This window comes from Mycobacterium sp. (assembly GCF_049683355.1).
Classification (GTDB): domain Bacteria; phylum Actinomycetota; class Actinomycetes; order Mycobacteriales; family Mycobacteriaceae; genus Mycobacterium.
The window spans coordinates 32,730-48,100 of the sequence record NZ_JBAUJB010000317.1; the positions used below are offsets into that span (position 1 = coordinate 32,730).

The following is a 15,371-nucleotide window of genomic DNA, read 5'->3' on the forward strand; positions in this document are numbered from 1 at the left end:
CGGTTGAAGGTCCCGGATCACCGGGCGGCCCACGTAGGAGGACGAGGTTAGCCTGTGCGCGCCCCGACCTGTCTGCGTCGGGGCGTTCGTCTTTTCCGGCCCTGCCCCCGGCGGTTGCACACACCAACGAGGAGGCATGCATGGCCAAAGATGACAAGGCCGCCGCGGTTGCCGACATCGTCGAACGGTTCAACTCGTCGACGGCAACGGTCGTCACCGAGTACCGAGGACTCTCGGTGACCAACCTGGCCGAGCTTCGGCGGTCGCTGGGCGACACCGCCAGCTACCGCGTCGCCAAGAACACGCTGGTCAAGCGTGCCGCGGCAGAGGCGGGCATCGAGGGTCTCGACGAGATGTTCGTCGGGCCGACCGCGATCGCGTTCGTCAAGGGCGAGGCCGTCGACGCCGCCAAGGCGATCAAGACCTTCGCCAAGGAGAACAAGGCGCTGGTCATCAAGGGCGGCTACATGGACGGCCGAGCGCTGTCTGTGGACGAAGTCAACCGCATTGCGGACCTCGAGTCGCGCGAGGTGCTGCTGGCCAAGATGGCCGGCGCGATGAAGGCAAATCTGTCCAAGGCCGCCGGCCTGTTCAACGCTCCGGCGTCGCAGGTTGCCCGGTTGGCAGCCGCGCTGCAGGACAAGAAAGCCGGCGACGACCCGGACACCGCGTAACACCCCACAACCACCAGCCAAGAAGAAAACAAGGAAGGACCACATCATGGCCAAGCTGTCCACTGACGACCTGCTCGACGCGTTCAAGGAACTGACGCTGCTGGAGCTCTCGGAGTTCATCAAGAAGTTCGAGGAGACCTTCGACGTCACCGCCGCCGCGCCGGTCGCCGTCGCCGGGCCCGCCGCTGCGGCCGCGCCCGCCGAGGCCGCCGAGGAGCAGTCCGAGTTCGACGTCATCCTCGAGGGTGCCGGCGACAAGAAGATCGGCGTCATCAAGGTCGTCCGCGAGATCGTTTCCGGTCTGGGCCTCAAGGAGGCCAAGGATCTGGTCGACGGCGCCCCCAAGCCGCTGCTCGAGAAGGTTTCCAAGGAAGCCGCCGACGAGGCCAAGGGCAAGCTCGAGGCCGCAGGCGCTTCGGTCACCGTCAAGTAGTCGCGTCCGCTGTAGGGCTGGTCTGGCAAACAGACCGGTCCTACAGTCGTTTCGGGCGGTTGTTCACCGACCGAGTGTTGTCGCGTGGGGCCGTAGGTTACAGTGACTCAAGCCACAGGCGGGGAACATGAGGCGTGGCGTCGAGCATTGGCGAGAGGAATTCGCGTGGGCATTGGTATTCAGGTTGAAGGACTGACGAAGTCCTTCGGTCCCCAGCGAATCTGGGAGGACGTGACGTTCGACCTCCCCGCGGGTGAGGTCAGCGTTCTGCTGGGCCCGTCGGGTACCGGTAAGTCGGTGTTCCTGAAGTCGCTGATCGGTCTGCTTCGCCCGGAGCGCGGCAAGATCATCGTCGACGGCACCAACATCATCGAGTGCACCGCCAAGGAGCTCTACGAGATCCGCACGCTGTTCGGCGTGATGTTCCAGGACGGTGCGCTGTTCGGCTCGATGAGCCTGTACGACAACACTGCTTTTCCTTTGCGTGAGCACACCAAGAAGAAGGAAAGCGAGATCCGTCAGATCGTGATGGAGAAGCTGGATCTGGTGGGCCTGGGCGGGGACGAGACGAAGTTCCCCGGTGAGATCTCCGGCGGTATGCGCAAGCGTGCCGGTCTGGCCCGCTCCCTGGTGCTCGATCCGCAGATCATCCTCTGCGACGAGCCGGACTCGGGCCTGGACCCGGTGCGTACCGCCTATCTTTCGCAGCTGCTCATCGACATCAACGCCCAGATCGACTGCACGATCCTGATCGTGACGCACAACATCAACATCGCCCGCACCGTGCCTGACAACATGGGCATGCTCTTCCGTAAGAAGCTGGTGATGTTCGGGCCGCGTGAGGTGCTGCTCACCAGTGAGGAGCCGGTGGTCAAGCAGTTCCTCAACGGCCGCCGTATCGGGCCGATCGGTATGTCGGAGGAGAAGGACGAAGGCACGATGGCCGAAGAGCAGGCCATGGTCGACGCCGGACACCATGACGGTGGCACCGAGGAGATCGAGGGTGTGCCGCCGCAGATCCAGGCGACCCCGGGTATGCCGGAGCGCCAGGCTGTGGGTCGCCGCCAGGCCCGGGTCCGCGAGATCATGAGCAGCCTGCCGCCGGCGGCGCAGGAAGCCATTCGCGACGACCTCGAAGGCACGCACAAGTACAGCTCGCACGAATTCGGTGGCGACCCCGCCGTCCACCATCGCGCCGAAGACGACGCCCCCACCGGTCGCATCCCGGTGGCCGGCGATCGCTGACCGACACACACTCACCGGGTAAGCGCCCGTCCGGCATTGCCGGGCGGGCGCGCACCCGTTTCTGGGCACTACCTGCCTGAGCCGTCCGCGGCACCCCGCAGATCCAGCAACCGACAGAAGTTGCATCGGCAAGCCGTCGGCCGATCATGGTGACGCGGCGTCTCCCGTTGCTGATTCAGCGGAATTTGACAGAAAACACTCTGCTCCGAGCGGGCCGGTCACCGACAAAGTGTCGACCTCTACTCGATACTTGCCGTGCAAGCAGTCTGATCTCTGCTTCTCCACGCCCGTCAATTTTGTCGTCGTGAGGTCTTGCAAAGTTGTCGTGCTCGCCTATACAGTTTGCCAGAATCGCGCCTTTCGTGTATAAGCCCAGCAGTCGAGAGGTTTTTGCGCCGTCACTCCGCGATTTCTGAACAGGAGGAACATGGTCGACCGCTATCGGGTCTGGCTGGGGGCAGGCGTACTAGCGGGGGGTGTTTCCGCAGCGATGTTGGCAGGGGCCGGCGTGGCTACAGCGGATGACGGATCGGCATCACGTTCGGATGCAGCGCGGTCCTCGGGTTCCGAGGATTCCAGCGGTTCCAGCGACTCCGACGCGGACAGCAAGAAGCCCACAAGGACGTCTCGCGAGGACTCCGCGCGGGACTCGGACAAGCGCGACGACACCGCCGAGTCCGACCCCGACAAGCCAGGAGCCGAGGACAAGACAGACGCCGACGGCGAAGAATCCGAGCCCGAAGACGAGCCCGAGACCGGGGAATCCGGAGAAAAGACCCCCGAGCACAGCTCAGACGTTCGGTCGGGCACGGGCGGAAATCACCGGACACCCGAGCCCGAGACCGAGACCGAGGTTGAGGACGTCCCGGCCGAGGACGTCGTCGAAGCCGACCCGGTCGACGCAGAAGAGTCGGAAGCGCCCGTCGACACAGTCGACCCCGTCGACTCGGTCGACGCAGTCGACGCCGACCCGGTCGACGCCGCCGAAATGCCGAGTCGATTCGTGTCGAGCATCGAGGCTGACATCACCAGCGGCGACGGTGCCGCCGTGATGCGGGCGGCCGCACAGAGCGTGCCGGGGCTGGACTCCACCCCTTCGGAGTTGCTCACCTTGCTGAACAGCGTGGGCTCGCTCGTCTACAACTTCTACACCAGCGCCGTGCAGTTCCTCGCCGGTCCGGCGCGGGCGCCGTTCGGCAGCAGCGTGCGCGTCGAGAGGTCGACGTTGACGATCGGTGATGGCGTCGAAGTCGCCGCGGACTGGTACTTCCCCGACAACGACGAACCACCGACGGGGCTGATCTACTTCCAGCACGGGTTCCTCGCCACCGCGTCCTTCTACAACGCGACGGCCGCGTACCTGGCGGAGAAGACGAACAGCATCGTCGTCGCACCCACCATGACGTGGAACATCTTCGACACGGCGAACTACCCGTTGATGCTTCCGGAGACCCATCGTGCGATCGCCGACCTGTTCGGTGGTGATCAGGCAGCCCTCAACGCCAGCGCGCAGGCCGCGGGATTTGCCGGGACGCTGCCCACCCGGCTGGTCCTGGCCGGCCATTCGGCAGGCGGCGGACTGGTCGCCGGCACCGCCGGCTACATGTCCGAGCTCGGGATCGCAGACAACCTCGCCGGTGTGGTGATGCTCGACGGAGCCGGCCATCTCGACTACATGGACTCGGATCTGGCGAAGATCCCTCATTCGATTCCGGTCTACAACCTGGCGGCCGAACCGTACAGCTGGAACACCTTCGGGGACGCCAACCTGCGACTCGCGCAGGCGCGACCGGGTATGTTCACCGGTATCGTCGTCGACGGCGGCAGTCACTCCGATTCGATGCAGAGCAGCAACCCGTTCATCCAGTTTGCTGCATACCTGGCCACCGGTTTCTCGTCCCCGTTGAACGTCTGGGCCAACGAGATCCTCGCTTCCGGCTGGATCAATGACATGTTCCATGGCACCCAGACCACCGGCCTGTACGGGACCTCCGGTTCCACCGTGAACATCGTCGTCGGTTGGTGGACGGCATCAGCGCAGGTGGTACCCGCCAAACCCGTCGAACTCGGCTTCGTCGAAACGGTGTACGCGTGCCTGCTGAACCCGACCACCCAGAACTGCACCTACGTGCCGTTCTGGAAGCCGGCGGACAGCGCTGCGGTCCGCGGTCCGGGGACTTTCGCGGCCTGATCGCCGAAACTTGCATCGCGAGCGGTTCCGCCGCGATACGGTTTGCCAGATTTGGACGGGGGCACCGATGTACGACCGGATGTCGATGATGGTGGGTGCCGGCGTGATCGCGGCCGGCGTCTCGGCGGCCATGCTGGCTGGGGCCGGGGCGGCGATGGCTGCCACCGAGCCGGGTGCCGGAAGTGAGTCGTCGACGTCGGACACCTCGGATCCGGGTGGCGCACGCAGCGAGCCGGACGGCGCCGGTACCGCTCCCAAGACCCGGGACCGCAGCGGGACGACGACACCGAGTCCGAGGCGGAGGTTGAGGAGGCCGAGTCCGAGGTTGAGGAGGACGCCGAACAGGCTGCCGACGAACCCGAGCCCGAGGACGCCGACGAGCCTGACATCGCCGACGCGGAGACCACTGACGAAATCGACGAAACGGTTGTCGAACCGGCGGACCTGGCGGCTGAGGTCGTCGCCGACGTCGCCGACGTCGCGGATGCCCCGGCTGACGAGGCGCCGGCTGACGAGGCCCCGGCTGACGAGCCCGCAGCTGACCAGTCCGCCGACATGGATCGCGCCGCAACCGAGGCGACGCCGGCGGTGACCCGGCTCGCGATGGTGACGACGACGATCGACGAGCCCATGGCAGAGGCAGCCGCCCCGCGGCAGACCCTGCTCAGCATCGCCGGGACGATCGTCTTCAACCTCTACTCGTTCGCCATTAGGGTGTTCGGCGGACCACCGCTTCTTCCCTGGGGCAGCACCACCACGGTGCGCACCTCCCGGCTGTCGATCGACTGCGGCGACGGCTACGAGGTGCCCGCCGACTGGTATGTACCGGAAGGCCCGGCGCCGACCCAACTGATCTATCTGCAGCACGGTTTCCTGGCCGCCGGGCCGTTCTACAGCTACACCGCGACCCGGTTGGCCGAGGCGACCGGGAGCATCGTCGTCGCCACATCGCTGACCTAGAACTTCCTGGCGTGTGACGGATGCTGGGTCGGCGGATCACCGATGCACGAGGCGGTGGCGGACCTGTTCGTCGACGGCAACACCGCTCTCGCCGACAGCGCGCTCGCGGCCGGCTACAGCCCGACGCTGCTCGACGGGGTGCACGACGTCGTCCTCATCGGGCACTCCGCCGGAGGTGGGCTGGCCGCAGGAGCCGGGGGCTACATGGCCGGCAACGGCACGATCGACCGGCTTGCCGGCGTGGTCATGCTCGACGGCGTCGGCTTCGGCGACGTGCTGCCCGAGGCCCTCACCGTGCTGCCCGACGACGTGCCGATCTACAACCTCGCCGGCAAGGCCTACTACTGGAACATGAACGGGTCCTCCGGCATCGCCCTCGCGGAGGCCCGGCCCGGCGAGTTCACCGGTGTGCGGCTGGTCGGGGGATCGCACTCCGACACCATGCTGGGTGGAAACCCGCTGATCCAGGCCGGGCTGAACCTGGTCACCGGCTGGTCGAGGGTCGAGAACGTCAAGGCCGCCGAGATCCTCAGCGCCGCCTGGATCAACGACATGTTCTCCGGGGCGCCGACGCCGGGGTCGCCGTACTACGGTGCCGCAGGAGAGCTGCTGGAGATCGACACGCCCAGAGGCACCGCCACGGCCTACGTGACGCCCGGTCCGCCGCAGCGGCTGACGCTGATCGACAAGCTGTTCCAGTTCTTCTCGGACCTCGTGTTCGGTCTCGACTTCGCGACCTGCGTTGTGCCGTCGGCAGAAAACTCCTCGATTTCTGCGCCCAACACACTTCTATCTCTTGACGAAGGGGCGAAACCGGGCCAATCTATTGGCCAGCAATGTGTGCAGGGATGAGAGTGACCAGGGACGCCGGCCAGCGCCCAGCCGGCTCCGGCATGCGGAACGCCGGCGGCGTTTGAGGAATAGGCCGTCCTGCGGTACTGTTGGACGTTGCGCTGGCTGCATCCTGCCCACCTCACCCGCCTACGACATCGTGGACTACGCCTGAGTCCTTTGCTCAGTGATCTAGTTGCGTGCCGTGCGTCAGAGTTGCGGTCCTGATCGGCCAGCCGAACCGACGCAGATAACGCGACAAATGGTCCGGTCCTTTCCGGCTCCTGATAGTCGCTTGAGGTGCTGGAAGGATGCATCTTGGCAGGGTCCCGCCAGATCGAGGCAACAAATTCCGTAGTAGCTTCCACCAATAGTTCCGTTCCCGGAGCACCCAATAGAATCTCCTTCGCCAAGCTCCGCGAGCCTCTCGAGGTTCCGGGGCTGCTCGACGTTCAGACCGACTCGTTCGAGTGGCTGATCGGCTCCGAGCGCTGGCGCGCCAATGCCGCGGGTCGCGGTCTGGTGAGCCCGGTGGGCGGCCTCGAAGAGGTCCTCACCGAGCTGTCGCCGATCGAGGACTTCTCCGGCTCGATGTCGCTGTCGTTCTCCGATCCGCGCTTCGACGAGGTCAAGGCCCCGGTCGACGAGTGCAAAGACAAGGACATGACGTACGCGGCACCGCTGTTCGTCACGGCCGAGTTCATCAACAACAACACCGGCGAGATCAAGAGCCAGACGGTCTTCATGGGTGACTTCCCGATGATGACCGAGAAGGGCACCTTCATCATCAACGGCACCGAGCGTGTCGTGGTGAGCCAGCTCGTCCGGTCGCCCGGTGTGTACTTCGACGAGTCGATCGACAAGTCCACCGAGAAGACGCTGCACAGCGTCAAGGTGATCCCGGGCCGCGGTGCGTGGCTGGAGTTCGACGTCGACAAGCGCGACACCGTCGGCGTCCGCATCGACCGCAAGCGCCGCCAGCCGGTCACCGTGCTGCTCAAGGCACTGGGCTGGACCAACGAGCAGATCGTGGAGCGCTTCGGCTTCTCCGAGATCATGATGGGCACGCTGGAGAAGGACAACACCGCAGGCACCGACGAGGCGCTGCTGGACATCTACCGGAAGCTGCGCCCGGGCGAGCCGCCGACCAAGGAGTCCGCGCAGACCCTGCTGGAGAACCTGTTCTTCAAGGAGAAGCGCTACGACCTGGCTCGGGTGGGCCGCTACAAGGTCAACAAGAAGCTCGGGCTCAACGTCGGGGAACCGATCACCAGCTCGACGCTGACCGAAGAGGACGTCGTCGCCACCATCGAGTACCTGGTGCGGCTGCAGCAGGGCGACAAGACGATGACCGCTCCCGGCGGGGCAGAGGTGCCCGTCGAGACCGACGACATCGACCACTTCGGTAACCGACGGCTGCGCACGGTCGGCGAGCTGATCCAGAATCAGATCCGCGTCGGCCTGTCCCGCATGGAGCGGGTCGTCCGTGAGCGGATGACCACCCAGGACGTCGAAGCCATCACGCCGCAGACGCTGATCAACATCCGTCCCGTCGTGGCGGCGATCAAGGAGTTCTTCGGCACCAGCCAGCTGTCGCAGTTCATGGACCAGAACAACCCGCTCTCGGGTCTGACCCACAAGCGCCGCCTGTCGGCGCTGGGCCCCGGCGGTCTGTCCCGTGAGCGTGCCGGCCTCGAGGTGCGCGACGTGCACTCCAGCCACTACGGCCGGATGTGCCCGATCGAGACCCCTGAGGGTCCGAACATCGGTCTGATCGGCTCGCTGTCGGTGTACGCGCGGGTCAACCCGTTCGGCTTCATCGAGACCCCCTACCGCAAGGTGGTCGACGGTGTTGTCACCGATGACGTCGAGTACCTGACGGCCGACGAGGAGGACCGCCACGTCGTGGCGCAGGCCAATTCGCCGATCGACGGGGACAGCCGATTCGTCGAAGAGCGCATCCTGGTCCGCCGTAAGGGCGGCGAGGTCGAGACCGTGTCGGCCAGCGATGTGGACTACATGGACGTCTCGCCGCGCCAGATGGTGTCGGTGGCCACGGCCATGATCCCGTTCCTCGAGCACGACGACGCCAACCGTGCCCTGATGGGTGCCAACATGCAGCGCCAGGCGGTTCCGCTGGTGCGTAGTGAGGCACCGCTGGTCGGCACCGGGATGGAGTTGCGCGCCGCGATCGACGCCGGCGATGTCGTCGTCGCCGAGAAGGCGGGCGTCATCGAGGAGGTCTCGGCCGACTACGTCACCGTGATGGCCGACGACGGCACCCGGCACACCTACCGGATGCGCAAGTTCGCCCGCTCCAACCACGGCACCTGTGCCAACCAGCGTCCCATCGTGGACGCCGGGCAGCGTGTCGAGTCGGGGCAGGTCCTCGCCGACGGGCCGTGCACCGAGAACGGTGAGATGGCGCTGGGCAAGAACCTGCTCGTGGCGATCATGCCGTGGGAGGGTCACAACTACGAAGACGCGATCATCCTGTCGAACCGCCTGGTCGAAGAGGACGTGCTCACCTCGATCCACATCGAGGAGCACGAGATCGACGCCCGCGACACCAAGCTGGGCGCTGAGGAGATCACCCGGGACATCCCGAACGTCTCCGATGAGGTGCTGGCCGATCTCGACGAGCGCGGCATCGTCCGCATCGGCGCCGAGGTCCGCGACGGCGACATCCTGGTCGGCAAGGTCACACCCAAGGGTGAGACCGAGCTGACGCCGGAGGAGCGGCTGCTGCGTGCCATCTTCGGTGAGAAGGCCCGCGAGGTCCGCGACACCTCACTGAAGGTGCCGCACGGTGAGTCCGGCAAGGTCATCGGCATCCGGGTGTTCTCTCGCGAGGACGACGACGAGCTGCCCGCCGGGGTCAACGAACTGGTTCGCGTCTACGTGGCCCAGAAGCGCAAGATCTCCGACGGTGACAAGCTCGCCGGACGCCACGGCAACAAGGGCGTCATCGGCAAGATCCTGGCTGTCGAGGACATGCCGTTCATGCCGGACGGAACCCCGGTCGACATCATCCTGAACACCCACGGTGTGCCGCGACGGATGAACATCGGCCAGATTCTCGAGACACACCTGGGCTGGGTGGCGAAAGCCGGCTGGAACATCAACGTGGCCGAGGGTGTCCCGGAATGGGCGTCGAAGCTGCCAGAGGAACTGCGCACCGCAGAACCCGACAGCATCGTGGCCACGCCGGTCTTCGACGGTGCCCGCGAGGGTGAGTTGGAGGGCCTGCTGGGTTCGACGTTGCCCAACCGCGACGGTGACGTCATGGTCAACGCCGAGGGCAAGTCCCAGTTGTTCGACGGCCGCAGCGGCGAACCGTTCCCGTACCCGGTGACGGTGGGCTACATGTACATCCTGAAGCTGCACCACCTGGTCGACGACAAGATCCACGCCCGCTCGACCGGTCCGTACTCGATGATCACCCAGCAACCGCTGGGTGGTAAGGCGCAGTTCGGTGGTCAGCGATTCGGCGAGATGGAGTGCTGGGCCATGCAGGCCTACGGCGCCGCCTACACGCTGCAGGAACTGCTGACCATCAAGTCCGACGACACCGTGGGACGCGTCAAGGTGTACGAGGCGATCGTCAAGGGCGAGAACATCCCCGAACCCGGTATCCCGGAGTCGTTCAAGGTGCTTCTCAAGGAACTGCAGTCGCTGTGCCTCAACGTCGAGGTGTTGTCTTCGGACGGCGCCGCGATCGAGATGCGTGACGGCGATGACGAGGACCTGGAGCGTGCAGCTGCCAACCTCGGCATCAACCTGTCCCGCAACGAATCAGCTTCTGTCGAGGATCTTGCCTAGACCTCGCCCGTTGACCCGAAAATTTTCTAGTCCCGCAAGGGGAAAGGGAGTTACGTGCTAGACGTCAACTTCTTCGATGAACTCCGCATCGGTCTGGCCACCGCGGACGACATCCGTAACTGGTCCTACGGCGAGGTCAAGAAGCCCGAGACCATCAACTACCGCACTCTCAAGCCTGAGAAGGACGGCTTGTTCTGCGAGAAGATCTTCGGACCGACTCGCGACTGGGAGTGCTACTGCGGCAAGTACAAGCGGGTGCGCTTCAAGGGCATCATCTGTGAGCGCTGCGGCGTCGAGGTGACCCGGGCCAAGGTGCGGCGTGAGCGGATGGGTCACATCGAGCTGGCCGCCCCCGTCACCCACATCTGGTACTTCAAGGGCGTCCCGTCGCGCTTGGGCTACCTGCTGGATCTGGCGCCGAAGGATCTCGAGAAGATCATCTACTTCGCCGCCTACGTGATCACCGCGGTCGACACCGAGATGCGGCACAACGAGCTGTCGACGCTGGAGGCCGAGATGGCCGTCGAGCGCAAGGCGGTCGAGGATCAGCGCGACGCCGATCTGGAGGCCCGAGCCCAGAAGCTCGAGGCCGACATGAAGGAGCTCGAGGAAGAGGGCGCGAAGTCCGACGTCAAGCGCAAGGTGCGGGACGGCGGCGAGCGTGAGATGCGTCAGCTCCGTGACCGGACCCAGCGTGAGCTGGACCGGCTCGAGGAGATCTGGACGACGTTCACCAAGCTGGCACCCAAGCAGCTGATCGTCGACGAGCTGCTCTACCGCGAGCTGCAGGACCGCTACGGCGAGTACTTCGAGGGCGCCATGGGCGCGGAGTCGATCAAGAAGCTCATCGAGAACTTCGACATCGACGCCGAGGCCGACTCGCTGCGCGACACCATCAAGAACGGCAAGGGCCAGAAGAAGCTGCGTGCGCTCAAGCGGCTCAAGGTGGTCGCGGCGTTCCAGAGCAACCGCAACTCCCCGATGGGGATGGTGCTCGACGCGGTTCCGGTGATCCCGCCGGAGCTGCGCCCGATGGTTCAGCTCGACGGTGGCCGCTTCGCCACCTCCGACCTCAACGATCTGTACCGCCGCGTGATCAACCGCAACAACCGCCTCAAGCGACTGATCGATCTGGGTGCGCCCGAGATCATCGTCAACAACGAGAAGCGGATGCTGCAGGAGTCCGTCGACGCACTGTTCGACAACGGCCGTCGCGGCCGTCCGGTCACCGGACCGGGTAACCGCCCGCTGAAGTCCCTGAGCGATCTGCTCAAGGGCAAGCAGGGCCGGTTCCGTCAGAACCTGCTCGGCAAGCGCGTCGACTACTCGGGCCGTTCGGTCATCGTCGTCGGCCCGCAGCTCAAGCTGCACCAGTGCGGTCTGCCGAAGCTGATGGCGCTCGAGCTGTTCAAGCCGTTCGTGATGAAGCGACTGGTCGACCTGAACCACGCGCAGAACATCAAGTCCGCCAAGCGGATGGTGGAGCGTCAGCGTCCCCAGGTGTGGGATGTCCTCGAAGAGGTCATCGCCGAGCACCCGGTGCTGCTGAACCGTGCACCCACGCTGCACCGCCTCGGTATCCAGGCCTTCGAGCCGCAGCTGGTCGAGGGCAAGGCCATCCAGCTGCACCCGCTGGTCTGCGAGGCGTTCAACGCCGACTTCGACGGTGACCAGATGGCCGTGCACCTTCCGCTGTCCGCGGAGGCGCAGGCCGAGGCCCGCATCCTGATGCTGTCGTCGAACAACATCCTGTCTCCCGCGTCGGGCCGCCCGTTGGCCATGCCGCGTCTGGACATGGTGACCGGTCTGTACTTCCTGACCACCGAGATCGACGGTGATGTCGGCCAGTACGTGCCTGCGGCCAAGGATGAGCCGGAGTCCGGCGTGTTCAGCTCGCCGGCCGAGGCCATCATGGCGATGGACCGCGGTGGGCTGTCGGTGCGCGCCAAGATCCGGGTGCGGCTGACGCAGTTGCGTCCGCCGGCCGAGGTCGAGGCCGAGCAGTTCCCCGACGGCTGGAAGCTGGGCGATCCGTGGATCGCGGACACGACGCTGGGCCGGGTGCTGTTCAACGAGCTGATGCCGCGCGGCTATCCGTTCGTCAACGAGCAGATGCACAAGAAGGTGCAGGCCCGGATCATCAACGATCTGGCCGAGCGCTACCCGATGATCGTCGTCGCACAGACCGTCGACAAGCTCAAGGACGCCGGTTTCTACTGGGCGACCCGAAGCGGGGTCACGGTCTCGATGGCCGACGTGCTGGTGCCGCCGCAGAAGCAGGAGATCCTGGACCGCTACGAGAAGGAAGCGGACGCGATCGAGAAGAAGTACCAGCGTGGCGCGCTGAACAAGACGGAGCGCAACGAGGCACTGGTCAAGATCTGGCAGGACGCCACCGAAGAGGTCGGTAAGGCTCTGGAGGAGTTCTACCCCGAGGACAACCCGATCATCACGATCGTGAAGTCCGGCGCGACGGGCAACCTCACCCAGACCCGCACCCTGGCCGGCATGAAGGGCCTGGTGACCAACCCGAAGGGTGAGTTCATCCCGCGGCCGATCAAGTCGTCGTTCCGCGAGGGCCTGACGGTGTTGGAGTACTTCATCAACACCCACGGTGCCCGTAAGGGTCTGGCCGACACCGCGCTGCGTACCGCCGACTCGGGTTACCTGACCCGTCGTCTGGTGGACGTGTCGCAGGACGTGATCGTCCGGGAGACCGACTGCGAGACCGAGCGCGGCATCAACGTCACGCTGGCCGAGCTGCAGGACGGCGGCCCGCTGGTCCGCGATCAGCACATCGAGACGTCCGCCTACGCGCGGACGCTGGCCACCGATGCGGTCGACGCCGACGGCAACGTCGTCGTCGAGCGTGGGCACGACCTGGGTGATCCGGCGATCGACGCGCTGTTGGCGGCCGGCATCACCGAGGTCAAGGTCCGCTCCGTGCTGACCTGCGCGACGGGCACCGGCGTGTGTGCGATGTGCTACGGCCGTTCGATGGCGACCGGCAAGCTGGTCGACATCGGCGAGGCCGTCGGCATCGTGGCCGCGCAGTCCATCGGTGAGCCCGGCACGCAGCTGACGATGCGTACCTTCCACCAGGGTGGTGTCACCGGTGGTCAGGACATCGTCGGTGGTCTGCCCCGGGTTCAGGAGCTGTTCGAGGCCCGCGTTCCGCGCAACCGTGCCCCGATCGCCGACGTCTCCGGACGGATCCGCCTGGAGGAGAGCGACAAGTTCTACAAGATCACCATCGTTCCCGATGACGGGGGCGAAGAGGTCGTGTACGACAAGCTCACTCGCCGCCAGCGGCTCAAGGTGTTCAAGCACGACGACGGCTCCGAGCGTCTGCTGACCGACGGCGACCACGTCGAGGTGGGCCAGCAGCTGCTGGAAGGCTCCGCCGACCCGCACGAGGTGCTCCGCGTCCAGGGCCCCCGCGAGGTGCAGATCCACCTCGTCAAGGAGGTCCAGGAGGTCTACCGCGCCCAGGGTGTGTCGATCCACGACAAGCACATCGAGGTGATCGTCCGGCAGATGCTGCGACGCGTCACTATCATCGATTCGGGCGCGACGGAGTTCCTGCCCGGGTCGCTGACCGAGCGCGGCGAGTTCGAGTCGGAGAACCGTCGGGTGGTCGCCGAGGGCAACGAGCCCGCGGCGGGTCGTCCGGTGCTGATGGGCATCACCAAGGCGTCGCTGGCCACCGATTCGTGGCTGTCGGCGGCGTCGTTCCAGGAGACCACCAGGGTGCTGACCGATGCGGCGATCAACTGCCGCAGCGACAGGCTCAACGGTCTGAAGGAGAACGTGATCATCGGCAAGCTGATCCCGGCCGGTACCGGCATCAGCCGCTACCGCAACATCCAAGTGCAGCCCACCGAAGAGGCACGGGCAGCGGCGTACACGATCCCGTCCTACGAGGATCAGTACTACAGCCCGGACTTCGGCCAGGCGACCGGTGCTGCGGTGCCGCTGGACGATTACGGCTACAGCGACTACCGCTAGTCACCCTCTCTGCGCGAGCAGACGCAAAGGTCCTCGCACGCTCGGCGTGTCGGGGACTTTTGCGTCTGCTGGGCACTCCACAGCCCGGGCTTTATCCACAGGTGATGCATCAACTCCCTGGCGGTGGCGCTGCGGGGCGGCACGCTCTACCCGTGATCCTCGACGACCTGTTCGAGCCTTCCGGCCTGGCCACCCGGGAACAGTTGCTGTCGGTACTGAGCCGCAAGACGCTCGCCGCGCATCTGGAGGCCGGCGCCCTGGAACGGGTGTGGCACGGGGTGTATGCGCAGCGGCAACCCGATGTCGAGATGCGGCTGGCTGGGCTGGATCTGATGACGGGCAAAAGGATCGTCGCCTGCATGCACACCGCTGCGGGAATCTACGGCTTCAGCACCGAGGCTGACCCGCGAATCCACATCCTCGACCCCGGCGTGCGGATGCGGCCCAACGCCGGGCTGATGGTTCACCAGCGGCTTGGCGCCCCGCTTCGGCGTGTCGGTTCTCGCCTGGTGACAGCGCCGGCGTGGACCGCGGTGGAGACTGCCCGCGCACTGCGACGGCCACGGGCGTTGGCGACCTTGGACGCGGCGCTGCGCTCCGGTGCCTGCACTCGGGGTGAGCTCGAGGCCGCCATCCGCGAGCAGAAGGGCCGGCGCGGCATCGTGAACGTCAGGGAACTGGTGGTGCACACGGTGTCGGCAAAGTCGTGACCTGAGCGTTTGACCTGCAGCGTTGCAGGCGTGACACGCGGGACTGGTGTGGTTACAGGACGGGCACGGCAGAGCACGAGATGATCACAGTTTCCACACCAGCCACATCCCAGAAAGCGCTGCCGTGCCCGCTGTGCCATCATCGCCCATCTTGTCCGTTGTCGACGACTCCGACCCGCTGCTGGGCGAGTTGGCCGAGATTCCGCCCGCGCCAGAGGGGTTGTTGGATCTGCTGGCGCGGGTGCCCGACCCGCGCCAGCGGCGCGGGATTCGGCACGGTCTGACCGGGGTGCTGGCGGTGGCGCTGTCGGCGGTGCTCGCCGGCGCACAGTCGTTCGTGGCGATCGCCGAATGGGCCGCCGATGCCGCTCCGGAGGTGCTGGCGCGGCTCGGTGTCACCGGCGTTGCGCCGTGCGAGTCGACGATCCGGCGCTGCCTGCAACGGCTCGCCCCGGACGAACTTGACCAGCTGATCGGGGCGTGGATGTGGTTGCACA

At 65.8% G+C, this 15,371-nt stretch carries 9 protein-coding genes and 1 pseudogene; all 10 read left to right on the plus strand.

Annotated features, from left to right (window positions below; translation table 11 throughout):
- Window positions 1-140: 140 nt before the first annotated feature.
- The gene (gene rplJ / locus WA944_RS18545; RefSeq protein ID WP_526609305.1) at window positions 141-674 is read left to right on the plus strand and encodes a 50S ribosomal protein L10; all 534 of its coding nucleotides are present in this window, start codon (window positions 141-143) and stop codon (window positions 672-674) included.
- A 46-nt stretch (window positions 675-720) separates the two neighbouring features.
- Window positions 721-1,107 carry a 50S ribosomal protein L7/L12 gene (rplL, locus tag WA944_RS18550; protein ID WP_159233634.1) on the plus strand — a complete coding sequence of 129 codons (387 nt, stop codon included), beginning with the start codon at window positions 721-723 and terminating at the stop codon, window positions 1,105-1,107.
- A 165-nt stretch (window positions 1,108-1,272) separates the two neighbouring features.
- Window positions 1,273-2,352 (plus strand): ABC transporter ATP-binding protein, encoded by a 1,080-nt coding sequence (locus WA944_RS18555; RefSeq protein WP_526372356.1) that lies wholly within the window; start codon window positions 1,273-1,275, stop codon window positions 2,350-2,352.
- A 508-nt stretch (window positions 2,353-2,860) separates the two neighbouring features.
- Window positions 2,861-4,543 carry an alpha/beta hydrolase gene (locus tag WA944_RS18560; RefSeq protein ID WP_526372357.1) on the plus strand — a complete coding sequence of 561 codons (1,683 nt, stop codon included), beginning with the start codon at window positions 2,861-2,863 and terminating at the stop codon, window positions 4,541-4,543.
- A 555-nt stretch (window positions 4,544-5,098) separates the two neighbouring features.
- Window positions 5,099-5,503: a hypothetical protein gene (locus tag WA944_RS18565; RefSeq protein ID WP_526372358.1), complete on the plus strand. Its 405-nt coding sequence runs from the start codon at window positions 5,099-5,101 to the stop codon at window positions 5,501-5,503.
- Window positions 5,504-5,545: 42 nt separating this feature from the next.
- A complete protein-coding gene (locus WA944_RS18570) occupies window positions 5,546-6,355 on the plus strand; it encodes a hypothetical protein (RefSeq protein ID WP_526372359.1) in 810 nt (269 codons plus the stop codon).
- A gap of 279 nt (window positions 6,356-6,634) precedes the next feature.
- Window positions 6,635-10,156: a DNA-directed RNA polymerase subunit beta gene (gene rpoB / locus WA944_RS18575; RefSeq protein ID WP_526609310.1), complete on the plus strand. Its 3,522-nt coding sequence runs from the start codon at window positions 6,635-6,637 to the stop codon at window positions 10,154-10,156.
- Window positions 10,157-10,210: 54 nt separating this feature from the next.
- Complete coding sequence (locus WA944_RS18580) at window positions 10,211-14,164, plus strand: DNA-directed RNA polymerase subunit beta' (RefSeq protein ID WP_526609312.1); 3,954 nt, start codon at window positions 10,211-10,213, stop codon at window positions 14,162-14,164.
- A gap of 152 nt (window positions 14,165-14,316) precedes the next feature.
- A pseudogene (locus WA944_RS18585) lies at window positions 14,317-14,847 on the plus strand (type IV toxin-antitoxin system AbiEi family antitoxin); the annotation flags it as partial.
- A gap of 178 nt (window positions 14,848-15,025) precedes the next feature.
- Window positions 15,026-15,371, plus strand: a 346-nt coding sequence (locus WA944_RS18590; RefSeq protein ID WP_526647212.1) for a transposase family protein, incomplete at its 3' end; no start/stop codon positions are given.